This is a genomic window from Streptomyces sp. F63, assembly GCF_018070345.1.
Classification (GTDB): Bacteria; Actinomycetota; Actinomycetes; order Streptomycetales; family Streptomycetaceae; genus Streptomyces.
The window spans coordinates 446,524-470,102 of the sequence record NZ_JAGPXX010000002.1 but is presented as its reverse complement, the minus strand read 5'-3'; the positions used below and the strand labels follow the sequence as shown (position 1 = coordinate 470,102).

The 23,579-nt window shown below is 72.8% G+C and carries 18 protein-coding genes and 1 tRNA gene; 8 read left to right on the top strand and 11 right to left on the bottom strand.

Annotated elements, in window-relative coordinates; translation table 11 throughout:
• Positions 1 to 219: 219 nt before the first annotated feature.
• Positions 220 to 831, top strand: coding sequence for an RdgB/HAM1 family non-canonical purine NTP pyrophosphatase (rdgB, locus tag KBZ10_RS04075; RefSeq protein ID WP_210986051.1), 612 nt, complete (start codon positions 220 to 222; stop codon positions 829 to 831).
• 65 nt (positions 832 to 896) lie between these two features.
• Here rdgB and KBZ10_RS04070 read toward each other — a convergent pair.
• The 4 genes from KBZ10_RS04070 to bcp form a co-directional block, all read right to left on the bottom strand.
• Positions 897 to 978, bottom strand: a tRNA-Leu gene (locus KBZ10_RS04070).
• A gap of 137 nt (positions 979 to 1,115) precedes the next feature.
• A complete protein-coding gene (locus tag KBZ10_RS04065) occupies positions 1,116 to 1,808 on the bottom strand; it encodes an HNH endonuclease (protein ID WP_210986050.1) in 693 nt (230 codons plus the stop codon).
• Complete coding sequence (locus tag KBZ10_RS04060) at positions 1,805 to 2,482, bottom strand: HNH endonuclease (protein ID WP_210986049.1); 678 nt, start codon at positions 2,480 to 2,482, stop codon at positions 1,805 to 1,807. The genes KBZ10_RS04065 and KBZ10_RS04060 overlap by 4 nt, the downstream gene beginning before the upstream one ends.
• A gap of 148 nt (positions 2,483 to 2,630) precedes the next feature.
• Positions 2,631 to 3,110: a thioredoxin-dependent thiol peroxidase gene (gene bcp, locus KBZ10_RS04055; RefSeq protein WP_210986048.1), complete on the bottom strand. Its 480-nt coding sequence runs from the start codon at positions 3,108 to 3,110 to the stop codon at positions 2,631 to 2,633.
• 185 nt (positions 3,111 to 3,295) lie between these two features.
• Between bcp and KBZ10_RS04050 the strand changes: the two genes are divergently transcribed.
• On the top strand, positions 3,296 to 3,652 hold the full coding sequence (locus KBZ10_RS04050) for a DUF3618 domain-containing protein (protein WP_210986047.1): 357 nt from the start codon (positions 3,296 to 3,298) through the stop codon (positions 3,650 to 3,652).
• Positions 3,653 to 3,851: 199 nt separating this feature from the next.
• Complete coding sequence (locus KBZ10_RS04045) at positions 3,852 to 4,154, top strand: co-chaperone GroES (RefSeq protein WP_210986098.1); 303 nt, start codon at positions 3,852 to 3,854, stop codon at positions 4,152 to 4,154.
• Between the two features lie 125 nt (positions 4,155 to 4,279).
• Here KBZ10_RS04045 and KBZ10_RS04040 read toward each other — a convergent pair whose 3' ends face one another.
• Positions 4,280 to 6,988, bottom strand: a complete 2,709-nt coding sequence (locus tag KBZ10_RS04040) for a transglycosylase domain-containing protein (protein ID WP_210986046.1) — start codon at positions 6,986 to 6,988, stop codon at positions 4,280 to 4,282.
• Between the two features lie 708 nt (positions 6,989 to 7,696).
• Between KBZ10_RS04040 and KBZ10_RS04035 the strand changes: the two genes are divergently transcribed.
• The gene (locus tag KBZ10_RS04035) at positions 7,697 to 8,449 is read left to right on the top strand and encodes a DUF1707 domain-containing protein (RefSeq protein ID WP_210986045.1); all 753 of its coding nucleotides are present in this window, start codon (positions 7,697 to 7,699) and stop codon (positions 8,447 to 8,449) included.
• A gap of 340 nt (positions 8,450 to 8,789) precedes the next feature.
• Here the strand turns inward: KBZ10_RS04035 and KBZ10_RS04030 are convergent, their stop codons facing one another.
• Together KBZ10_RS04030 and KBZ10_RS04025 are read right to left on the bottom strand one after the other, a co-directional pair.
• On the bottom strand, positions 8,790 to 10,106 hold the full coding sequence (locus KBZ10_RS04030; protein ID WP_307847178.1) for an SGNH/GDSL hydrolase family protein: 1,317 nt from the start codon (positions 10,104 to 10,106) through the stop codon (positions 8,790 to 8,792).
• 397 nt (positions 10,107 to 10,503) lie between these two features.
• Entirely contained in the window at positions 10,504 to 12,579 is a 2,076-nt protein-coding gene (locus tag KBZ10_RS04025) for a PA14 domain-containing protein (protein ID WP_210986043.1), read from the bottom strand.
• Positions 12,580 to 13,047: 468 nt separating this feature from the next.
• Here KBZ10_RS04025 and KBZ10_RS04020 point away from each other — a divergent pair, with 468 nt between their 5' ends.
• Positions 13,048 to 14,616 (top strand): DUF445 family protein, encoded by a 1,569-nt coding sequence (locus KBZ10_RS04020; protein ID WP_247701738.1) that lies wholly within the window; start codon positions 13,048 to 13,050, stop codon positions 14,614 to 14,616.
• Positions 14,617 to 14,637: 21 nt separating this feature from the next.
• Here the strand turns inward: KBZ10_RS04020 and KBZ10_RS04015 are convergent, their stop codons facing one another.
• A complete protein-coding gene (locus KBZ10_RS04015) occupies positions 14,638 to 17,541 on the bottom strand; it encodes a TIR domain-containing protein (RefSeq protein WP_247701737.1) in 2,904 nt (967 codons plus the stop codon).
• 541 nt (positions 17,542 to 18,082) lie between these two features.
• Between KBZ10_RS04015 and KBZ10_RS04010 the strand changes: the two genes are divergently transcribed.
• Complete coding sequence (locus tag KBZ10_RS04010; protein ID WP_247701798.1) at positions 18,083 to 18,910, top strand: pentapeptide repeat-containing protein; 828 nt, start codon at positions 18,083 to 18,085, stop codon at positions 18,908 to 18,910.
• Positions 18,911 to 18,975: 65 nt separating this feature from the next.
• Here KBZ10_RS04010 and KBZ10_RS04005 read toward each other — a convergent pair whose 3' ends face one another.
• The 3 genes from KBZ10_RS04005 to KBZ10_RS03995 form a co-directional block, all read right to left on the bottom strand.
• On the bottom strand, positions 18,976 to 19,278 hold the full coding sequence (locus KBZ10_RS04005; protein ID WP_210986041.1) for a hypothetical protein: 303 nt from the start codon (positions 19,276 to 19,278) through the stop codon (positions 18,976 to 18,978).
• A gap of 135 nt (positions 19,279 to 19,413) precedes the next feature.
• Positions 19,414 to 19,686 (bottom strand): hypothetical protein, encoded by a 273-nt coding sequence (locus KBZ10_RS04000; protein ID WP_210986040.1) that lies wholly within the window; start codon positions 19,684 to 19,686, stop codon positions 19,414 to 19,416.
• Between the two features lie 330 nt (positions 19,687 to 20,016).
• Complete coding sequence (locus tag KBZ10_RS03995; protein WP_210986039.1) at positions 20,017 to 20,973, bottom strand: helix-turn-helix domain-containing protein; 957 nt, start codon at positions 20,971 to 20,973, stop codon at positions 20,017 to 20,019.
• Positions 20,974 to 21,050: 77 nt separating this feature from the next.
• Between KBZ10_RS03995 and KBZ10_RS03990 the strand changes: the two genes are divergently transcribed.
• Both KBZ10_RS03990 and KBZ10_RS03985 read left to right on the top strand, forming a co-directional pair.
• Positions 21,051 to 21,638, top strand: a complete 588-nt coding sequence (locus KBZ10_RS03990; protein WP_210986038.1) for a TIGR03086 family metal-binding protein — start codon at positions 21,051 to 21,053, stop codon at positions 21,636 to 21,638.
• Between the two features lie 334 nt (positions 21,639 to 21,972).
• Positions 21,973 to 22,554 carry a hypothetical protein gene (locus KBZ10_RS03985; protein ID WP_247701736.1) on the top strand — a complete coding sequence of 194 codons (582 nt, stop codon included), beginning with the start codon at positions 21,973 to 21,975 and terminating at the stop codon, positions 22,552 to 22,554.
• The last annotated feature ends 1,025 nt before the right edge of the window (positions 22,555 to 23,579 follow it).

Below are 23,579 nucleotides of genomic sequence, written 5' to 3'. Positions count from 1 at the left end.
GGCGCCGCCCGGTGACCGTCCGGCGGCGCGCCCCCTCCGGCCCGGGGCGGCGCCGCAACCGGCCCTGCCTCGCCCGACCCCGGCCCGGACCCGGCCGTCCGCCGAGCTCGGCCGTCCGCCGGGGCGGGACCGCAGCGAAGCGCCCCCGGCGGCGCCACGGCGGGCCGGCACCGTGCCCGCCCGGACCGGCGGGGGCGCGGAGCGGAATAATCGCCGTCCATGAAGCGCCTGATCCTCGCCACCCGCAACACCCACAAAGTGACCGAACTGCGCGCCATCCTGGCCGACGCGGGCCTTGGCCCCGCAGCCATCGAACTCGTCGGCGCCGACGCCTACCCGGAGATTCCGGACGTCAAGGAGACCGGCGTCACCTTCGCCGAGAACGCCCTCCTCAAGGCGCACGCCCTCGCCCGCGCCACCGGCCACCCCGCGGTCGCCGACGACTCCGGCCTCTGCGTCGACGTCCTCGGTGGCGCCCCGGGCATCTTCTCCGCCCGCTGGGCCGGCCGGCACGGGGACGACAAGGCCAACCTCGACCTCCTGCTGGCCCAACTCGCCGACATCGCCGACGAGCACCGCGGCGCCCACTTCGCCTGCGCGGCGGCGCTGGCCCTGCCCGACGGCACCGAACGCGTCGTCGAGGGCCGCCTCACCGGAACCCTCCGCCACACCCCGGCCGGCACCGGTGGCTTCGGCTACGACCCCGTCCTCCAGCCGGACGGGGAGACCCGCACCTGCGCCGAACTCACCCCGGAGGAGAAGAACGCCATCAGCCACCGCGGCCAGGCCTTCCGCGCCTTGGCGCCTCTGGTACGCGAACTCCTGGGCTGAGGCGCTTCATGCGACGAAACGGACAGGGCGGGAGCGGCTCGATCAGGAGCCGCTCCCGCCCTGTGTGCGCGAGGGGGGATTCGAACCCCCATGTCCGAAGACGACGGTACCTAAAACCGTTCCGTATACCTGTTCCGGCACTCGCGCGCATCACTATTCTACTCGATTTGGGGAGACTTGGAGGCGGAACGGCCGACGGTCTCAGCAAGAGACTTGTCCGAGGGCTCCCGTTTGACGGGGGTGCACCAGGCGTTGTGGTGGGTGGGGCTCCGGACGGCGTTGACTCACGGCGACGGACGTGGTGTTTTGCCGCGGTTGTGGTCTGAGAACTTGCCGCCGCGGCACCACGTGCTGGTGACGGCATGGCAGTTGGGGCACAGCAGTCGCAAATTGCCTGCGCGGTCATCGGAGTGATTTCCATTGATGTGGTCGATCTCAAGCGTCATTGGTTTGCCGAGCCAAGCCGGCCCGACTCCGCATTCCGCGCATTTCAGGGGTTCTCCGATTTCCCGCAGGGCCCGTCTCAATACCGCTGTTCTCGTGCGATGTTCATGGTCGTGCAGGACCAGAACCTGCTCGGGGGGTCTGGCCTGAACGAAGCCGCGTTGGCCTCGTAGATGGGCCTGCCCGAGAAAATGGGAAGTGCTGATGTTCTCCTCCGCGACCCATTGGCGGAACGCGGTCCGTGTTCGCCCGCTGTCCGGCACGTTCAGTCTCCGCAAGGCGTCGGCGATGGAGATGGAGGAGTTGATTGCCTGTTGCAGTTCACTTCGGCCCGGTCGGCGAGGTGCCAACCTCCGTCGAGACGCGGTGAAATGCGAGATGTCGATCGCGAAGTGGTCGAATCGCCTGAGCAGGTATCGGCGTAGTTGGTGGTAGGGCCGTACACCGAGGAAGGTGATGACATCGTCGATGTCCGAGCTGGCTTCCGCTGCGGCGACCAGGAGTTCTCGTGTGTACCGCGTTCCGCTGCTCATGATGCTCCGGCGGGCCTCCCGTGCGCTTCCCGGGAAAGGCTCTTTCTCTTGTTCCGGCCCCGGTAGGTGTCGGTCACGGAATGGCAGCTGGGGCAGAGCAGACGGAGATTCTCCAGCCGGTTGTTCCGCCAACTGCCGTCGATGTGATCGACCTCAAGAGGCAGTGGCCGATCGCGCCAGACAGGGGGCGTGCCGCAGAGAGCACATCGGTCCTCGACGCCGGCGCCGAGCATGAGTTGCTTGAGGCGGCTGCTGGGCACCCGCCGGCCACCCTCGGCCTTCTGCTGAACGAGGATTTCCTCAGGTAACCGGTGGCGTCTCGGGCCGGCGGTCGCAGGAGCTCCTGTGAAATGGGATGTGTCGAGGCCAAGGGTTCGGACCCGACGGCTGATGTGCGTGTGCTGGCCCCCGACCGTTTCCACGCCGAGACGGCGCAGTACCTCGTTCATGTTCGTCGAGGCGGCTACCGCCTCCCGGAGAACCTCACGCGTCCAGCGAGTACCTTCCCGCTCGAAGTGTGACGTGTCGATCCCCATCGACTTCATGCGCTCTCTGAGATAACGCCTGCTCCTGCTCCTGGGGTCCACGCCGAGCGTCACCATGGCTTCGGTGAGGCTCCGCGAGGATTCCGCCACCTCGGCGAGGCGGGCGCGTGTGTACGGGCTCTGGGACATGGCGATCCCCCCCCCTTGAGATTCGATCGCATGGTGCGGCTTCGAAAGTGTCAACGAGGGGGTGGTGGGCCGGTTACGCCAACTGTGCCGGAGCGGAGTGGTGGAGCAGGGCCGGTTCCGTAGCCACTCGTCCGGGCCGCCGGACGGATCAGGCGTCCGGCTGGACGGAGAGGTCCTTGAGGAGCTTGGCGACGTGGCCCGTGGCCTTGACGTTGTAGAGGGCGCGCTCGACCTTGCCCTGCTCGTCCACCACGACCGTGGAGCGGATGACGCCGGTCACCGTCTTGCCGTAGAGCTTCTTCTCGCCGAAGGCGCCGTACGCCTCCAGCACCGACTTCTCCGGGTCTCCGACGAGGGTGACCCGGAGGTTCTCCTTCTCGCGGAACTTGGCGAGCTTCTCCGGCTTGTCCGGGGAGACGCCGATGACGTCGTAGCCGGCACCGGCCAGCAGCTCCAGGTTGTCGGTGAAGTCGCAGGCCTGCTTGGTGCAGCCGGGGGTGAGGGCCGCCGGGTAGAAGTAGACGATGACCTTGCGGCCCGCGTGGTCGGCGAGGGACACCGGCTTGCCGTCCGCGTCGGGCAGGGTGAAGGCGGGGGCGGTGTCGCCGGGCTGCAGTCGCTCGCTCATGGTTCTCCTCGGTGGTGACGGACGGCCGGACGGTTCTCCCCGAGATTAACCGGGAGGTGCGACGGATCCGCAGGGGTGCCGGGGGGCAGCGCAGGGCAGGAGCTGACAGACTGTCCATCACGGACGACCAGCACGGACGGAAACACCGGAAACACCGGTCAACTCAGGACGACGGAGGCAGCGCGGTGTCGGAAGCCAGGACCCCGGCGCAGATCGAGGCGGATATCGCCCGCAGGCGCCAGGAGCTCGCCGTGACGCTCGACGAGATCGCGGTGCGGGTGCACCCGAAGACGATCGTCGGAGACGCGAGGGCGAAGGCCGCGTCGGCCGTGGACCGTACGGCGGGGCGGGCCTATGTGGCGGTGAACCGCGCGCTGAACGACGTACGGGGCGCCTTCGTGTCGGAGAAGGGTGAGCCGCGGCTGGAGCGGATCGTTCCGGCTGCGGTGGCCGCGGTGGCGGTGGTGGGCCTGCTGGTCTCGGTCTCCTCCCGGCGCGGTGGCGCCGGCGGGCGCACCGGGGGACGGGGGCGCCGGCGCTGAGCCGGCCGCCCGGCGGGCGGGCCGTTCTCCCCGGGTCCCTCCCCGGCCCCCGCCCGGGCCGTTTTCCGGGGCTGTCTTTCCCGGGTCCGTCTTCCGCGGGCCCGGTGATGACGGGCCCGCGGCGTTCCGCCGGTGCGGGGGCAGGTACCTTCGTGGCGTGAGCCAGAACGCTACGCACGATGACAAGTTGCCCATCCGCATGCTGCACGACCGGGTGCTCGTCCGGACCGACACCGCGGAGGGCGAACGCCGCTCCACGGGTGGCATCGTCATCCCGGCGACCGCCGCTGTCGGCCGCCGTCTGGCCTGGGCCGAGGTGGTGGCCGTGGGGCAGAACGTCCGGACCGTGGAGCCCGGCGACCGGGTGCTGTACGACCCGGAGGACCGGGCCGAGGTCGAGGTCCGCGGTGTGGCGTACGTCCTCATGCGGGAGCGGGATCTGCACGCGGTCGCGGCCGAGCGGCTGGAGGGCGCGGAGGATTCCACGGGGCTCTACCTCTGATTTCTCCGAGCGGGCCCGGTCCGCCCCGAGCGGGCCCGGTCCGCCCCGGGCGGGTTCCGCCGTCCCCTCGCTCCTGCGCCCCTGCCTCCGGCGCCCTGCCTTCGGGCCCCTCGTCCCGCCGTCCGTCAGGCGGTCGTGCCCGCGGTGACCGTGCCGCCCCCGCCGTCGGTGCCGCCGTCCGCCGTTCCGCCGGCTCCGCCCGCGCCCGTGGTGTCCCCGCCGGTCGTGCCGCCGTCCGTGCCGGCGGAGTCGCCGCCGGTGCTGCCCCCGCTGTCGGTGCCGCCGTCGGTGCCGCCGGTCGTGCCGCCGTCCGTGCCGCCGCTGTCGCCGCCCCCGCTGCCCTTGCCGTCGTCCGTCGGCGGCGGTTCGGAGGCGGTGGGGGGCGTGGAGTCGCCGGGGCCGTCCGTTCCGCCGGTGTCCCCGGTGTCCCCGGTGTCCCCGGTCTCCCCGGGATTGCCGGGCTCGCCGGTGTCTTCCTCCCAGGGCTCCCCGGGCTCACCGGCCTCCTCGAAGGGGTCGCCCGGGGCTCCGGGGTCGGGGTCGTTCGCGCCGTCCATCAGCTTGAGGTCGAAGTCCTCGGCGGGGGTGCCCTTGAGGGCGGCGGCGGTGTACTGGCCCCAGATCTGGGCGGGGTAGCCGCCGCCGTTGATCCGCGCCAGCCCGGTGGCTCCGTAGAGCTTCTTCTGCTCGCCGGTCTCGGAGTCCTGGCCCATCACGGCGACGACGGTGGCGAGGTCCGGGGTGTAGCCGGCGAACCAGGCCGCGCGGTCCTCCTCGGCGGTGCCGGTCTTGCCGGCGGCGGGGCGGCCCGCCGAGCGGGCGGCGGTGCCGGTGCCCTTCTCGACGACGCCCTGGAGGACGGAGGTGGTGGTGTCGGCGGCCTCGCGGCTGACGGCCCGCTCCGTCTCCTCCTCCGGCAGGTCGAGCTCCCTCTCCCCCTTGGTGATCTTGGTGACGAGGACGGGTTCGCGGTGCTCGCCGTGGTTGGCGAGAGTGGCGTACGCCTCGGTCATGTCGAGGACGCCGGCGGTGGCGACGCCGAGGGCCACGGAGGGGTTGGGGGTGAGGTCGGGGGTGTCCTCCGGGAGCCCGAGGCCGACGGCGGTCCGGCGGACGGTGGCGGGGCCGACGTCCTGGGCCATCTGCGCGTAGACGGCGTTGACGGACTTGTCGGTGGCCTCGGCGACTGTGAGCTGCCCGTAGTTCCGTTCGTCCTCGTTCTCCGGCTTGTAGTCGGTCGCCCCGGAGCGGGCCTGCACGGCGCGGCCGCTGGTGCCGTCGTAGCGGGTCTTCGGGGTGATGGGGCGGCCGTCGAGGGTCTCGGCGCCCTTGTCGACGGCGGCGGCGAGGACGAAGGGCTTGAAGGTGGAGCCGACCTGGTAGTCGCGCCGGGTGGCGTTGTTGACGTACTGCTCGGTGTAGTCGATGCCGCCGTACATGGCGACGACCTTGCCCGTCTTCGGGTCGATGGAGGCGCCACCGGCCCGCACGTAGCGGTCGACCTTGCGTTCCTTCTTGTCGAGTTCGGACATCAGCTGTTCGTCGACGGCTTTGACGAAGGCGTCCTGCCGCTTCCGGTCGATGGTGGTGGTGATGCGGTGGCCGCCCGCTTCGAGGGCGTCCTCGCCGACGATGCCGTGGGCGGAGAGGTACTGCTTGACGGCCTCGACGAGGTAGCCGCGCTGTCCGCTCATCCCGGAGGAGGGCCGTCCTTCGGCGGGGGTGGGGAACTCCATGCGGGAGCGCTCGGAGCGGCTGAGCCAGCCCTCGTCGACCATGCCGTCCAGGACGTAGTTCCAGCGGGCGAGGGCGCGGGACCTGTTCTCCGGGTGGGTGGTGATGTCGTAGTAGGCGGGGGCGTTGAGCAGCGCGGCGAGATAGGCGCCCTCGGCGACGGTCAGCTCCTCGACGTGTTTGCGGTAGTAGGCGTGCGCGGCGGCCTGGATGCCGTAGGCGCGGCGCCCGAAGTAGCTGGTGTTGAGGTAGCCCTCGAGGATCTCGTCCTTGCTCGTCTCGCGGTCGAGCTTGATGGCGATGATGAATTCCTCGGCCTTGCGGGTGAGGGTCTGGTCCTGGGCCAGGTAGTAGTTCTTCACGTACTGCTGCGTGATCGTGGAGCCGGACTGCTTGCCCTTGCCGGTGGCGGTGTTCCAGGCGCCGCGCAGCATGGCCTGCGGGTCGACGGCCGACTCGGTGTAGTAGTCGCGGTCCTCGGCGGAGAGGACGGCCCGCTGGACGTGCTTCGGCACCCGGTCGAGCTTCACGTTCTGGCGGTTGACGTCGCCGTCGGTGGCGAGCTGGGTGCCGTCGGAGTAGAGGTAGACGTTGCCCTGCCGGACGGCGTGCTCGTTGGCGGCCGGGATGCCGACGAGCAGGTACGCGGTGGCGAAGCCGCCGCTGAGGAGGAGGACGAGCAGCAGGACGCCGCCCAGCACCATGCGCCAGGTGGGCAGGAAGCGGCGGAAACCGGTGCGCTCCGCGCGGGCTGCTCCGGCGTTCGCGCCCGCCCCGGCCCCGGCCCGGGGTCCGTGCCCGGCGTGGTCCCCGCCGTCGCCGGCCGCTTCCGGCGTGGCCGCGGCCGTGCTCGCGGACTCGGGAGCCGCTGCCGTCCTGCGTTCCGCCTCCGGCTCCCGTTCCGGAGCCGGCTCGTCGGGTCCCGGCTCCGCTGGTCCCGCCACTGCTGGTCCCGGCTCCGCCGCCGGGCCCGCGTCCGCCGCCGGTGCCGCATCCGGTTCCGGGGCCCGTCCCGGCTCGGGCGCCGGCTCCGTCGCCTCCCGCGGTTCCCGCTCCGGTCCCGGGCCCGGCGGTTTCTGCTGCTGCGGCTCGTCACTCATATGTCTGGGGACTCCTCGGCCGCCACCAAAGGTTGTATGGCGGCGGTCACTGTCGGGGCGGGCTGATCAGCGGGCCAGCGCCACGAGGCGGACTGTCGCGTCATGGTTTCCGCGTGCTGGGGGCCGGAGCGCCCAGCGGGACGCCGGGACACACCGAAGGCCCTCCCGGGCCACCCTTACGGCTGACCGGATGGCGGAAAAACATGCACACGCGCTGCGCCCGCCCGGCTAGGCTCGTCCGTTTGGGCTGATTTCGACGGTGACGGGCGGCGGCCGGGTACGGCGCGGCACGGCCCAGAGGACGCGCCGCTGGACGTGCCCGTGCGGCAGCTCGCGCCGGGCCGGCGGATGCGCGGTGACATGGCCGCGGCCCTGCTGGACGATCCCGAAGTGCTGTATCTCGACGAGCCGACCATCGGGCTCGACGTGCTGAGCAAGGCGAAGGTCCGGGGCCCGGATGTACGCGGAGCGTGCGGCCGCCTTCTGAGCCCGTCCGCCGAGCCCGTCCGCCGAGCCCGTCCGCCGAGCCCGTCCGCCGAGCCCGTCCGCCGGGGTCCCGCCCGGTGCGGCGCGTTCCGTGCGGTGTGCGCCGGCCCCCGGGCGCCGGCCGTACGCCGGGCCCCTTTTCCGGGCTTTCCGTGCCGTACGGGTCCTTCCCCGCCCGGGGAACGGTTCGCGTGGGGCCGGGGATTGCCTAGGGTGAGGTCCATGATGAGCGAACCCCCTGAACTGCGTGCCTCCGACGCCGACCGCGAGCGCGTCGCCGAGGTGCTCCGCGAGGCCGTCGCCGAAGGGCGCCTGACGATGGAGGAGTTCGACGAACGGCTCGACGCGGTGTACCGGGCGCGCACCTACGCCGAGTTGGAGCCGCTGACCCGCGATCTCCCGGTCGGTGGCGCCGCGGGCACGCTCGCGGTGCGTGCCCCGGGGGAGCCGGCCGCGGCCGGGACGGCCGGTGAGGTGTCGTGGCCGTCGCGGATCGGTGGCACGCCGAGTTCGAAGTGGGCGGTCGGCATCCTGGGCGGCTTCCAGCGCCGGGGCCGCTGGGTGGCGCCGCGCCGGTTCACGGCCGTGACGGTGATGGGCGGCGGCGAGATCGATCTGCGCGAGGCGCGGTTCGAGGACCGCGAGATCGTGATCCGCTGCTTCGCCGTCATGGGCGGGGTGAACGTCGTGGTGCCGCCCGGGATGGGCCTGGACGTCCGCGGCTTCGGCCTGATGGGTGGCTTCGACCAGAGCAAGGTCGACGAGGGCGACCCGGGCGCGCCGAAGGTCGTGGTCACCGGCTTCGCCTTCTGGGGCGGGGTCGGTACGGAGCGAAAGCTGCCCAAGGAGGAGCGCCGCCGGCTCAAGGCCGAGCGCAAGCGGCGCGAGTTGGAGGAGCGGCGCGAGAAGGACGGGGACGGGGACGGGGCACGGGACCGGCTGGAGAAGCGGGAGCGCGGGGAGCTGGAAGGCTGAAACCCGCCGGAACCCTCCACAACCCTCCGGAACCCTCCACAACCCTCCGGAACCCTCCGGAGCGCGGGGAGCCGGAGGGGTGAGAGACGCCCCCGGGGACCGTCCGGAGCGCGGCCCGCCGGCGCGGACGGAGGCGCTGCTACTGTCCCGGGCTCGTCCTGTCCGGCGCGCACCGGATACAGGGCCCCCGGCTCCGCCCTGTCTCCGGCCGCCGTTCCCCGACTCCGTTGTTCCTCCGGCGTCTTGGGGGCCACCGGAGGCTGGTGCGCGGGTGACGCGGGTGACGCGGCTTTCGCGGGACCCTGTATCCGGTGCGCCCGACCGGCGGGCCCCGGGAGGCTCAGAGCCGGGCCGGGGCCGTGGCCCTGAGGTGGTCCAGGTCGATCGCCCGGGCCATCTTGCGGTAGCCGTCGTCGCTCGGGTGGAGGTGGTCGCCGGAGTCGTACGCGGGCAGCAGGCGGTGCGGCCGGGACGGGTCGCGCAGGGCCAGGTCGAAGTCGGCGACCGCGTCGAACACCCCGCCCGCGCGGATCGCCTGGTTGACCTGCTGCCGTACGGTCTCGGTCTCTGGCCCGTAGCCGCGGTGCCCGCCGAAGGGCAGCAGCGTGCCGCCGATGACGGGCAGCCCGCGCCCGTGCGCCTGCCGCACCATCTGCCGCAGGCCGTCCAGGATCTGCCGGGAATCGAGCTGGCGTGGCGTCTTGAGGATGTCGTTGATGCCGAGCTGGACGACGATCGCCCGCACCCCGCTCCGCTCCATGGCGTCGCGCTGGAAGCGGCTGAGGCCGCTGGGGCCGTTGTTGGGCGAGAAGCGGCTGCCGTCGACGAGGACGCGGTTACCGCTGATGCCCTGGTTGAGCACCCCGTAGCGGGGCGCGCCGGTCTCCGTGCGGAGCCGCTCGGCGAGGAAGTCGGGCCAGCGGTGGTTGGCGCCCGCGGTGGAGGTGATGCCGTCGGTGATCGAGTCGCCGAGGGCGACGACGGTGCCCTCGGCCTCGGTGCTGTAGACGTCGACGCCGGTGAGGTAACGCCAGTACGGGCTCTGCTCGGTGTACGCGGTGCCGCGCGGGTCGCCCGTCCGGTCGCCCTCGGCGAGGTAGGAGGTCTGGCGGGCGTAGGGGTGGTGGGTGACGGGGCCGGAGGGGGTCGGCGAGTAGGTGGAGACGAGCAGGTCGGCGGCGGCAGGAACGTTCAGTCGCACGGGGTCGCTGACCGCGGCCTGCCCGGCGGGTATGGAGATCGACGGGCGGCCGGAGAAGGTCAGCCGGCGCAGCGTGCCGGAGGCCGCCGTGGGGTTGCTGGGCGCCGCGGCCAGGGCGATGGTGGCCCCCGTGATGGACAGCGGCCGGGTGCCGTAGAGGTTGGAGAGCTGTATGCGGGCGGCTGTGCCGCCGATGCTGGTGTGCACGACGTTGCGGATGGACTTGCCCGCGTGGCCGTGGAACGAGTCCGGCTCGGCCGCGGCCGGGGCCGTGGCCCAGCTGCCGACCCAGCGGCCCGAGACGGCCGGGGCGGCGGAGCCGCGCTGCTGCCGGGTGGCGGCGCTCGGGTCGCCGACCGCGCGGCCGCCGCCCACGCCGACGTATATGGCGACGGAGATGAGCACCACCACCGCCGCGAGGGCGGCGAGCAGGGCATAACCGTTCCGCTTGGTCACGCGCGGTTTGTCTCCTCGTACGAGGGAGCTGCCTGCTCCCGTTGGTGCGTTCCCCGGTCGGGGGCGGCGAGTTGGCGGCTCTCCGCCGGGTTGCTCCATGATCCCACGAGCGGATCACGGTTCTGATAAGGGGCCGCCTCGATCGGCTCCGCCCGGATAGACGCGGGAAGTTCACGGCGCGTTCCACCTGGCAGGCACGCGGACAGGTGTTCCCCGGCACACCGTGCCCCATCGCCGGGAAAGCCCGGGGGCCGGGAGGCCGGGGCGCCCCGGCCCCGGCCTCCCGGCCCTCTTGCTTCCGTTCCCGGCCTTCCCCGGCCTTCCCCGGCCTTCCCCGGCCTTCCCCGGCATCCCGGTGCCCGGCGGCGGGCCGGGGCGTGCCGTGCTGTCGGTGCTGTCAGGTGAGGACGTGGTCCCCCGTCGGGGCCGACTCCGTGCCGTCCGCGTACACGACCGTGATCCGGTAGTAGAGCGTGGAATTGTCCGGCGCCGCGGTGTCCGAGTAGTCCCAGGCGTCCGCGTCGAGCGGTGTGCCGGTGAGCCTCACGTACGCGCCCTCGGAGGGGTTCCAGCGGTAGATGTGGAAGCCGGTGGCCGCCGTTCCGCTGGGGTCCGTCTCCGGCGAGTACCCCCACCGGAGATCGACTCCGGAGAGCTGGAAGTCCTGAGCCGCCAGCCAGCCGACGGGACCGCCGTCCGGCGTCGCCTCCGCCGGACGCATGTCGAGTTCGGTCACCTCGGTCATGTCCGTGTCACCCGATCCGGGGGCGAGGGCGTTGCCGTCCTTGTCGACCGCGACGACCGCGTAGCGGACGTGTTCGCCGTCGGGCAGGGTCTTGTGGAGGTTCTCGGACCAGATGCTGCCGGACTGGAGCCCCTCACGGGAGCCGCTGTCCAGCTCGGTGTACGACCACTGCCCGTCGGCGTGCGTGCCGCGGTGGACCTCGTAGTGGTCGAAGTCGGGGGCCGGGCTGTCGTCCCAGTCGAGGCGGACGCCGTTCTCGACGGGGGTGGCGGTCAGGCCGGTGACGGGGCCGGGGGCGGTGTAGTCGCCGATGTGGTCGACGGTGATCTTGTCCGAGGCGGGTCCGAGATTGCCGGATTCGTCGACGGCGCGGACCCAGTAGGTGTACGTCGTCGAGCGCTTGACCGTCGTGTCCTCGAAGGCGCCGGAGGCGCTGCCGATATGGGTGCCGTCGCGGTAGACCTCGAAGTCGGAGAGGTCTCTGTCCTGCGCCCGGTCCCAGGACCACGACAGGCTGACGCCGCGCTCCCCGTCCACCGCCGTGAAGTCGTCGGGGACGAAGACGGGCGCGGTCTTGTCCCAGGTCTGGAACTCCGCGGTGCCGGAAGCGGGGGACTCGTTGCCGTGGGAGTCGACGGCGGTGACGACGTAGTAGGCCCAGTCGCCGGTGGGCGGCGGCGTCTCGGTGAACCAGGAGCTGCGGATCGGCTCCGGGCCGCTCACCAGGTTCGCCTCCGTGAGGGCCACGGGCCTGGTGGTGGAGCGGTACACCCGGTAACCGGCCAGGTCCGCCTCGCTGTTGGAGTCCCAGGAGAGCTTGACCGTGGTGGTCAGGCCGATGTTCCAGTTGTCCTCCACACCGATGGGCGCGGCGGGCGCGGTGCGGTCGGCCGTGGTGACGGACTTGCCCGCCGTCGGCGCCGAGCGGTTGCGGGCCTTGTCGATGGCACGGATCCGGTAGTGGTACGTCTCACCGGTCGCGGGCGGGGTGTCGGTGTAGGAGGTGGCGGTGGTGGTGGCCAGGTAGCTCCAGGTGGTGGTGGAGTCGCGGCGGCGGTAGACCCGGTAGTCCTTGAGATCCATCTCCTTGTTCTTCGACCACGCCAGCTTCGTCCGTGCGGTGGAGGCGTCGTAGGCGGCCGTGAAGCCCGTCGGCGCGAGGGGCGCGACCTTGTCGACGTCGGCCGACGTGCGGGGCAGGTAGTCGAACTTGACGTTCGCGGTACCGGTCCAGTTGACGAAGTCGATCCGCAGGGTGTGCTCACCGGACGGGATGGTGACGTTGACCGTCTTCTTCTGCGTGGTCGAAACGTTCTTCCAGATATCGACCTTGCGCACGCCGTCGAGGTACACGCGGATGCCGTCGCGCGACTCGACGGGGAAGGAGAAGGGGCCGCCGGATCCGAAGTCGCGCGTCACCGTCCAGCGGACGCCGAAGTAGTTGCTCGGCAGACCGGAGGCGGGGGCGCCGGTGCCCCAGTCCTGGCTGATCCGCGAGTCGCAGTCGGTCCGGGCGGGGGCGCCGGAGAACGTGGTGTTGGCGTAGAACTGCCGTTTGTAGACGAGTGAGGCGCACCTCGCGGCGGTCGCGGTGGTCGGGGCGCCCAGGGCGGCCTCGGCCGTGGGGGCGGTGAGCATGCTCCCAGTGGTGGCGAGCACGACACCGGCGGCCAGCGCCGCTGCGGTACGGGGACGGCCGGGGGCCGTGGTGGGTCTGGCTGGGGTCATGTGTCCTTCAGAGGATGCGTCGGCGGCGGAACGGGAGGACGGGGGCCGCCGATGATCAAGACTCCTGGGGGAGTGACCTGGTTGTACGCCTCCGGACACGGGCTGAGGCTGCTGTCGGGCTCCGGTTCCCGGCTTCCGGCTCTGTGGCTCCCGGCTCCGCGCCCCGGAGGTTCGGAGCCGGCCCGGGGCTCGGGGCAGGGCCTTCGGCTGGTCGCCCGAAGCAACTCCATTCGGGCACTGGCGGATTGCCGTGCGCCGCTACCGGGTTGCCGTGCGCCCCGGCCGGGGCGGCGGAGTCGCGCCGCGGCCGGGTGGCGGTGCTCAGGTCGCCGGGCGGCCGGTCGCCGTCCACGCCGGGGCCGCTTCGATCGGCCGGGCAGGGGTAGGCGCGGGGAACTCGTGGTGCGTTCCACTCGTGACCGGTACAGGGACAATGCGACGGAGGACAGGCGCGAACGGGTGGAGCGGATGGAACGGAACGAGTCGGATGAATCCGGTGAAGCGGGCGGCGCGGGCGGCGCGGGCGGCGCGGGCGGCGCGGGCAGCGCGCGAGGCGCCCGGCGCGCGCACGGCGTGCGAGGCACGAGGCGTGTGGACGGTGCGGCTGGGCCGGCGCGCGGCACCGGAGCCTCCGGTCCGGCCGGCCGGGCCGGTCCGGCCGGCACGTCCCCCGGGGCCGGCGGCATCGGCGGAATCGGCGTGGCCGGTGTGAAGGGCGCGCCGGGGGACGCCGCCGCGCCCGGGGACGCCCGTCCCCGGGGAGGCGGAGGCGCCGGCCTCACCTACAGCGCCGCCGACGAGGAGAAGCGCCGCGGCGTCCGCCGGATGAAGACCACCGCGACCGGTCTGCTGGTCCTCGTCGCCGTGGTCTACGGCCTCGCCGAGTGGGCGCACTCCGCCGGGGCCGGCCCCTGGGCGGGCTATGTGGCGGCGGCCGCGGAGGCCGGCATGGTGGGCGCGCTCGCCGACTGGTTCGCGGTGACGGCCCTCTTCCGCCGCCCGCTGGGCCTGCCCATCCCGCACACCGCGATCATCCCCACCAAGAAGGACGTCCTGGGCCGCAGTCTCGGCGACTTCGTCGGCGAGAACTTCCTCTCCTCCGAGGTCGTACGGACCCGGCTGCGCGCCGTCGGCATCAGCAGCCGCCTCGGCGGCTGGCTCACCGAGCCGGCCAACGCCGAACGGGTCACCGCCGAACTCGCCACCGCCCTGCGCGGCGCGCTGACCGTGCTGCGCGACTCCGACGTGCAGGCCGTGGTCGGCGAGGCGATCACCCGCCGCGCGGAGGCCCGGGAGATCGCGCCGAGCCTGGGTGTCATGCTGGACAAGGTCGTCGCGGACGGCGGCCACCACCGTGTGGTCGACCTGGTGTGCGTACGGGCCCACGACTGGCTGGTGCTGCACAACGAGTCGGTGATGACGGCCGTCGCGGGCGGCGCCCCCAACTGGACCCCGCGCTTCGTGGACCGCAAGGTCGGCGAGCGCGTCTACAAGGAACTGCTGCGCTTCTTCCGCGAGATGCGCGACATGCCCGACCACCCGGCCCGCGGCGCCGTGGACCGTTTCCTCACCGACTTCGCGGCCGATCTGCGCGACGAGCCGGACACCCGCGCCCGCGTCGAACGGTTCAAGAACGAGTTCCTCAACCGGGACGAGGTGCAGGACCTGATCGCCTCCACCTGGAACGCCGTGCGCCGCATGGTCGTCGCCGCCGCCGAGGACGAGAGCAGCGAACTGCGGGTGCGGGCCCGTACCGGGCTGCTGTCCCTGGGCACGCGGATCTCCTCGGACGCGCGGATGCGGGAGAAGGTCGACGGCTGGCTGGAGGACGCGGCGGTGCACGTCGTCACGACCTATCGCGACGAGATCACCTCGCTGATCACGGAGACCATCGCGAGCTGGGACGCCCGGCACACGACGAAGAAGATCGAGGCCCACATCGGCCGCGACCTCCAGTTCATCCGCATCAACGGCACGGTGGTCGGCGCCCTGGCCGGCCTGGTGATCTACACGGTGAGCCGGGCCTTCGGGGCGTAGGGCCGGCGGCCGCCCGAGCGGTCACCGGGCCGTGAGCTGCGGGCGGCGGGTCCTGAGCTGCGGGCGGCGGGCGGCGGGCTGCGGGTGGCGGGCTGCGGGTGGCGCTCCGGCCGGGGCGCGGGGCCGGGATACGGCGCGCCCCGCGCCCCGCTCTCCGCCATCCTCGCCGACGTCCGCCGCTCGCGGCTTGCCCGCGCACTGGTCCTGGTAGCCGATGGGCTCCGATATCCATTTCTTCCAGTCGGATTCGGACATGTTGTACGTGATGCGTTCGCAGAGGTCACGCAACGGGTCCTGGAAGACGTGCCAGCTGCGGACCGTGCCGTCGGCCTCACCGAGGGAGAGAAGATGGCCGTTGTCCCGGCTGAAGGCCACTGCCGCGACGGGGCCGGTGTGGGCGGAGATCCGGGCGGAGACCTGTCTGGCTCCGTGCGGATACATGACGACGGAGCCGTCGCCGCCCGCTGAGGCGAACCAGCGGCCGTCGGGACTGTAGGCGACCGAACGCACGGTGCCGCGATGCACGCCGACCGCGACGAAGGTGTCGGTACCGTTCTCCAGCCGCCAGAGCGTGCCGTCCAGGGATCCGAGGAGCAGCGTGCGACCGTCCGGGCTGAGCACCATGGCCGTGGTTCTGTCCCGCACCTCGAAGGTCCGGACCTTTCCGGCTTTCGCGTCAGCGATGCCCCCTTCGCCGTCGCAGGCATACGCGACGCGCATCCCGTCCCGGCTCACGGCGAGATGCTGCGCCGGGCAGGCGATGTCGATCGAGGCGCCGAGCGTGCCCACGGCGTCGGTGTCGAGGTCCTCGAAGAGGAGCTTCCCCGTGGACGAGCCGACCACGATCTGCCGGCCGTAGGGCATGAACGCCGCGCTGCTGACCGGGTCCGCGGAGGGGCCGAGGGTCACCGCGCGGACCGTGGTTCCGTCCCACACCCGGACCTTGTCAGCACTCGCGATCAGCAGGGACCCGCCGTCCGGGGAGTAGGACAGGCTCCGGACGCCTTGCGGCAGGGGCAGTGTCGCCACGTGCGCGCCGGTTTCCCGGTTCCAGAGGCGCACCCCGTCCCGGCGGCCGACTGCCACGTTCCTGCCGCGGGGATCCACGGCAAGTGCCACCGGGGCGCTTGTGCCGACGGGGGGCGTCCGCGGGAGACCGTTCATCGCGTCCCAGTGGCGCAACGTCGTGTCCTCCCCGAGTGAGATCAGTTCCCTTCCGCTGCGGGGGAACGCGAGGAAGCCGACGGGGCCCGCGTGGCCGGTGAGCGGAAATCCGATCGAGGAGCCTGTGGCTGCGTCCCACTGGCGGATCGTCTTGTCGGCCCCCGCTGTGGCGATGCGGGATCCGCCCGCGCCGAAGGCGACGGCCCGGATGCCGCCCCGGTGGCCGGACATGACCGGGCCCGCTGGTTCTCCGGAGTCCGGGTCCCGGAGTTGCAGTCTGCCGTCGTCGGTGCCGATGGCCAGGCCACGTCCGTCCGGTGCGAAGGCAAGGGTGCTGATCGCGTTGTGCCGATACGGAATGGTGACCTCACCGGTGCCATCCGGTTCGAGATCGCGGACCAGAACCTCGGAGCCCCCCTTGTCGAGCGTGTCAAAGGCCAGCTTCCGGCCGTCGGGGCTGAAGACGACCCGGTCGCCCGCCGCATCCATGGGCTCGCCGACGGGCTTTCCGCTGACGGTGTCCCAGAGCCGCACGCCTCCCCCGGCGACGGCGACGGTCTTGCCGTCGGGGCTGAGCGCCATGGACCCGGTCGTACGGTCATCCCTGGCGAATTCGTTGATTTTTCTTCCGGTCTTCACGTCCCAGAGCACGATGACCGTGCCGTAGGCAGCGGCAAGGCGGTTTCCGTCGCGGGTGAAGGCGAGGGCGAGAATCCGGGAATCCCCGGCTCTCACGGATGCGAGTGCGGGGCCGGAAGGACGGCCGGTGAGAGGACTCCAGAGCACCGGCAGGTGCTTTCCCCCGAAGGCGACCCGCCGTCCGTCGGGGGTCATGGCGGCGGGTCCGCCGACGAGCCCCGGTTCGGGTTCGGTGACGCGCAGCAGGTTGGGGCGGGAATAGGCGGCGCCGAGCGCGGCGGCGTAGACCTCACCCTCTGTCGAGGCTTTTACCGCGAGGGATTGCGCTGCCATCAGCCATTGATAGGCGCTGACGTCGTACCCCGTCTCGGCGTTGGCCAGTTCGGCTTGTGCCCGCCGGACCGCGCTCAGCACCGTGGCGTCGCGGGCGTTTTCATTCGCCTGGTCCTTCGCGGCCGTCGCCAGCCAGAACTGGGCCCCGAAGGACATGGCCAGCATGACGATCATTGCTGTGGCCAGCACGCCTATGAGCGTCAGTACGCGATGTGCTCTGACTTCTTCGTTGTCCAGCTCTCGTTTCGAGCAGCCGTGGACCGGTGCGGCCAGCGTTGCCACCGCGTCGCGGAAACCTCCGTGCCGCAGAGAGAGACGGTCGGCGTCACGGGACCAGGTGAGGTCCTGCCACAACGGTTCCGTTGCGAAGTATCCCGACAGACCGCACGGCAGGGCATCGGTTGCCGTCCAGTCGAAGTCTCCGGTTTTGTCGTCCCATGTGATCGTGCCGTCGGTCAGCGCGATGAGGAAGGTGTCGCTTCCCTTGTTGCGCTGCCAGAATTCGATCTCCCTGCGCACCCACTTCGACTCCGCGGCGGCCGGTGACGCGAGCAGCACGAAGAATCGCGCCTCGGTGAGCGCCCGCTCGATCGAGGGACCGAGGGCGTGGGAGGCGGACAGGTCCGTCTGGTCCCGGAAGACGTTCAGCGCACGTATGCGGTACCACTTCTTGGCCAGGCGGGTGAGGCCGCGCTGAATTGAGGGGGCGAGCCGGGAGTCGGCTGCCCGGCTGTAGGAGACGAAGACGTCGATCCGCTTGCTGTCCCCGCTCCCGATACGTCGTCCCATGTGCTGTCACATCCGCGTGCGGGCGTGAACGTGGACACGCCTGGCCGATTCCCGGCTTCGCCGGTCTCTTCCGCCGGGCAGCGCCGGAGTGACGGCCGCCCCCGGCCCGCCGCGGCGATCCGTGGCTGGGCCCCCGGGCGCCCCCGTGACGGCCTCTTTCATCCGCTCCCCCTCCACTGCCGGGTCCGCCCTCCGGGCGCGGACCACCCGCCCGGACGGGGCCGCCCTCCCGGACGGGGAGAACTTAGCGCTCAGGGGCGGCCGGCCGAAGGCGAACAGAAGGATTCCCGCCCGGTCCCCGGGGCCGGGAAAATCTGTTCTCTGCGCACGGGCCTTCCGGGGGACAATGGGAGATGTCCCCCGTGTGCCACTCGCAGCGGCCCCGTCCTTCCCCAGGAGAACCACCACCGTGCCCCGCAAGCCCCGCAGCAAGCCCGGAGCCGCGAACTCCCGGGGCACCCCGGGCACGGAGAACCCGGGAGCGCCGCCCGGGGACGCCGGCAACACCGCAGTCTCTCCGAGAACGGCATCACGGGGAGCACTGGCCCCGGGGTGGGACGACCCCGCTCTCCGCGCGGACTGCGCGAACTGCTTCGCGCTCTGCTGCGTGGCGCTTCCCTTCGCCGCCTCCGCCGACTTCGCCGCCGGCAAGCCGGCGGGCCGCCCCTGCGCCAACCTCCGCCGGGACGACTTCCGCTGCGGCATCCACACAGAACTCCGCGAGCGAGGCTGGCCGGGCTGCACCGTCTTCGACTGCCACGGCGCCGGACAGAAGGTTTCCCAGATCACCTTCGGCGGCCGCGACTGGCGCCAACACCCCGGCAACGCACGCCGGATGTTCGAGGTCTTCCCGGTGATGCGGCAACTCCACGAACTGCTCCGGTACGTGGCCGAGGCGCTCGCCCTGCCAGTCACCCGCACCCTCCACGGCGACCTCCGCCGGGCCCTGCGCGAACTCGACGACCTCACGCACCGGGATGCCGAGACGCTCCTCGCCACCGACGTGGCGGCCGTCCGGCGCGAGATCAACTCCTTGCTGCTGCGCGCCGGAGACCTGGTACGGGCCCAGGCCCCGGGACACGGCGGCGGCCACCCGCGCAACCACCGCGGAGCGGACCTCGTCGGCGCCCGGCTGCGGAACGCTGACCTGCGCGGCGCGAGCCTGCGCGGCGCCCTGCTCATCGCGGCCGATCTGCGCGGTGCCGATCTGCGTTCGGCGGACGTCATCGGCGCGGACTTCCGGGACGCGGACCTGCGCGGCGCCGACCTGACCGGCGCCGTCTTCCTCACCCAGCCACAGCTCGACGCGGCTCGCGGAGACGCCGGTACCCGGCTGCCCCCGGCCCTGCGGAGGCCACCCCACTGGTGACGGCGCCCGCCGGGTGTCCGGGCCGCCTGGCGAGGGGACACGCGGGGACAAACGATCGGACGGCCTCAAGGGAGTGGCCGAACGCGGCCGGGGCCTTCGGCGCCACCGGCCGACGCCCACCAGGCGATCACCCGGGCGGCCATCGCGTCCGGCCGCGGCCCCACGGGGTCGAGACCGAAGTGGTCCTCCAGCTCGTGCCGCAGGAACTCACCGATCTCCGCCCGGCCGGCGCCGGCACGGAGGCGCCGGAGCAGCGGGGCGAGCAGGCAGTCGTACTCGTCCGGCACCTCGTCGGCGACGCCGATCGGATCCCACTCGTTGAGCAGCTGCCGCAGGCCGTTCCCGGCGGTACCGCTCCGGGGTCTCATCGCTCCAGGATGCCACCGGGGAACCGCCGCCATCACTCGCCCCCGCGGTGATCCGGATGAAACCGCCCGGGCAGGGCTGCTGCCCGGGCGGGCCGTGCCCCGGTCCGACGCATCGGGCGTGGCCCGCACCGCGATTCAGCCACGCAGCGATTCCGTCCTCAGCCGCTTCCCCGGCTGCTGTACGAGACGGAGCCCCACCTCCACCAGCGTCCAGCCCACGTGGAGGCGCAGGCGCAGGCGCAGCGGCAGCGGGGTCCGGAGGCCGGCCAGGACCCCCGGGCCGGAAGCGGCACCGGAACGGAGGCGCGGGCCCGGCGGAGGTTCGGTGAGGGGGAGGAGGGTGCCGGCGTCACGGCGGAGCTCGGTGGCCCGTATCTCGTGGAGCCGTAAATGGATGTCGTAGTGCATGAGGGGGCCTCCGTAGGGGACTGGCAGGTGGCGGACGGGACGCGAGCGCGGGCGCGGGGCGGGGCAGTGCGGGGGCGGGCTGCCCCGGACAGGCGGAGCGGGCATGGCGGGCATGGCGGAGGGCCGCCCGGATGCGGCACGGGCCGGGACGGAGCCGGCGGGGACGCGGAGCGGTTGGTGCCTCAGCCTGCCGCTCCGCCCAGCGATTTGGCCAAGGGTTTTTCGCGGTGACCGGCCCGTCCGGCGTGTCCGGTCTCCGTGCCGGAACCCTGGTCACGGCATGGGGAGTTCCGCCGGACGCGGCCTGCCCCGTGGTCCGGTCTCACGTCGTCATGCGGGCCGGGGGCGGGGCCCCGGCCGACCGCCCCCGGACTCGTCCGGTTTCGCGTAAGCGGTCGGCGGCACGCCCACCGTCGCCGTGAAGTCCCGTACGAGATGGGCCTGATCGCTGTAGCCGAGCTCGGCCGCGAGCCTGGGCCAGTCCACGGCCCTCTCTCCGGTCGCCCGCTCCAGGGCCTCGTGGATGCGGTAGCGCAGGAGGACCCACTTGGGGCCGACGCCCACGTACGCGGTGAACAGCCGCTGCAGCGTACGCACCGAAACCCCCTCCGCCGCGGCGAACTCGGCGACCCGGCGGACGGAGCGGTCCGTACGGATGCGGTGGACGAGGTCCATCGCCAGGTCCGCCCGCGGATCCGGCTCCGGGCCGGCCGCGAGGAGGAAGGCGTCGAGGGCGGCGATGCGTTCGTCCTCCTCGGCCGGCTCCAGGACGGCGGCCGGGGCGCCCGCCGAACCGGGGACGGAGAGCAGCCCGCAACCGCCGGCGGCTCCGGGCGCGGTCCCGGTGCCTGCGGCGGTTCCGGAGGGATCGGGGAAGACCTCCGTGTGCGGCAGCCGCCGTCCCGTCCAGTGCGACACCGGCCGGCCGGGCGCGAACGGCCGGAAGCCGCCCGGCCGGAACTGCACCCCGCACACCCGCCCGGCCCCCGCCAGCTTCCGGGTGAACAACTCCAGCCCGATCCCGGCGAGTTCACCGAATCCGGATCCGGACCCGGCCCCGGGCCCGGGTTCCGTCCCGTTCCCGTACCGCTGAAAGACGAGGTTGACGCTCGGGTGCGGCACGACATGGGTGACGTACGGCTCGTCGAGATCCCAGTCGATCAGCCAGTAGTGCTCCACGTACCGGCGCAGCGGCTCGGCGTACGGCAGGCGGCGCCGGAAGCGTACGCGCGCGAAGAGCTCCGGGGCGTCCACGATGCCCCGGGTATCACGCCTCGGACCCGCCATGCCGGCCTGCCACGGCCCTGATCCTATGGCGCGTTTCTTCAAGCCGGCCCGCGCCGGGCGCCCGTAGCGTCGGGCGCATGACGACGAAAATCAGCGAACTGCTCGAAGCGGCGGCGCGGCAGGCCGTGCCGGTCGTCCGGGACATCGGCGACGGCCGGCTCGGCGCGCCCACGCCCTGCGCCGACTACACCGTGCGCGACCTGCTCAACCACCTCCTCCACGTGGTCATCGGCTTCCAGGCGCTGGCCGCCCGGAAGGAGGCCGACTTCACCACCACCCCCGACCACCTCGCCCGCATTGGCGACGGCTGGCGCGACGCCTTCGCCGAGGAGACCGCGCGCCTGGCCGAGGCGTGGGCGGCGCCGGGCGCGGAAGAGGGCCGGACCGGGGCGATGGACCTCCCGGCGCGCACCGTGGGCCACATGATCCTGCTCGACCTCACCACGCACCCCTGGGATCTGGCCCGGGCCACCGGTCAGGACTTCACCCCGGACCCGGGCTGCGTCCGCGAACTCGCCGCGCCGGTGGCCGAGATGGCGCCGATGGGGCGGCGGTACGGGGCCTTCGGGGAGCCCGCCCCGGTGCCGGACGGCGCGACGGACTTCGAGAAACTGCTGGCCCTGACCGGCCGCGACCCCGGCTGGACCCCGCCCGCCGGGGGCTGACGGGCGGCCGTACGCGGCCGGGCGGCCGCCCGGGGGCCGGAGCCGGGAACGCGGCCGGCGGCACTCGGGCGGGCGGGAACGGACGGCGAAGGCCGCGAACCCGGCGCCGGCCCCGGCCCCGGTCCCCACCGCACCGGGGCCGGCCTTCGCGCACGCGCTGCCCCCGGAGAGGGAACGGAGACACCCGGAATAGCCCGTTCGGGTGTCCGGATGCAACCGCATTCGTCGGCTATGTGTCTGCCAACCCAGAGGGGTGAAAAGGGGCGTTATCCAGCGGTACGGAAGTTCCGTCCGTTCACCGCGGCGCCCGCTCCTCGTGGAGAGAAGGAGACACATGAGGTACCGAAACCACCTGGAGCGCCCGGAGCAGCCGGGACGGCCGGGGCCGGGCGCGGCCGTCGCCGCGCCGGCCCGCGGCCGCCGCGGCGACCGCAGGCGCATCGCCACCCTGCTCGCCGTGACGGCTCTGTGCGCAGCGGCGCTGCTGCCGGGGGCGAGCGGCGCCACGGCGACCGAGGCCGGGCAGGCGACGGAGGCGGCCGGAGCCGCCGGGGCCGCCGACGCCAACCGCCACTGGCCCCACCGGACGGAGCGGATCGCGGCGGCCAGGCTCGGTGACGACCGTCTGATCACGCTGACGGCGGTGCGCTCACGCGTCGACCGCCTGGCCGCCACCGTCCGGCTGGCCATCTACACCAAGGCGCGCGGCCGCTGGATCGAGGAGGATCGGGCGACCGTCGGGGAGCGGAACGGCTGGTTCTGGTACCCGCTGACGGGCGATGGCGCGGTCTGCGAATTCTCCACGTCCAACGCCCAGTTGGAGCCGATCGAGGTCAGCCTGCTGATCACCCCGTCCATCGGCTGCTCACCGGTCCACCGTTTCCATGTGGAGGACGGTGAGCTGATCCCCGACTGAGCGCAGGGAGCAGGGGGCGACAGCAGGACGACGGAAGAGAGCCGGGCGACCTCGGGGAACGACGGGGGACAGGGGGACGGTGAGGCGCCCCGGCTGAACGACGGGGGGCGCGGCGGAGCCGGCCGGCTGACGGCGGCTCCGCTGCGGCCTGCCTCCGCCGTCCCGCCCCGCCGGGACCGGGGCGGCCTCCCGGGGGCCCCGGAGCCTGCCGTCACCGCCGTCACCGCCTGCCGTCACCGCCGTCACCGTCCTGGCGGGCTCCGTCCGCCTTTCGGCGGTGACCGACCGCGGCTGGTGTCGCCGGCATCGCGTGCGGATGTCAACGGGTGGGCGCGCACGGCGCTTTCGGGGCTGTTGGCTCTGTCGTGGAGATGTCGCGGGCGATGGCGAGCTGATCGTGGTTCGGGCTCGGACGCCGGGCCGGTCGCCCTCCTGCGCCACCCCCCTCCTCGGGCGGCGGCATGCTCCGCTGCCAGTGAGGCAGGCGCCTGCCGCGGCGCCCGTGGGGCGGCACGCGGCCGATCGGTGCGCCGCGGTCCCGAGCGCCGTGAGACCCCGGCCCGGGGCGGGACCCGGGAGCGCCGGGCGGCCGCCCGTGGCGGAGGCGGTCAACGGCGGGCAACGCCGCACGTATTGACGAACTCCCCGAAGCTTCTATCATCCTGACTGTCCGAAGTCACGACCAGTGTTCGAAATCACGAACGCGCCAGTTTCGGGGTCCGTGCTGCGCGTACCGCCCGGGCCGAGTGCGACCGCACAGCACCATCTGTTCCGGTAAGGCCACCCACGCGCGTCACCGTGCCGGAGTCGCAAGATCGCACCCGGTGTCCGTGTGGCGGGCCCCAACCGCCGCCTGGAGTCCGGTATGCCCGTATCCGCTGTCCGCGCAGCCCGCCGTCCCGGCGGCGGGCCGGCCACCCCCCTCCGGGCGCGGCGTGGCCCCGGGCCGGTCGCCCCGGTCCCGGCAGCCGCCGACGGCGAGTACGCCCGGAACGGGTCCCCGCTCCACCCACCAGTTCCCTCAC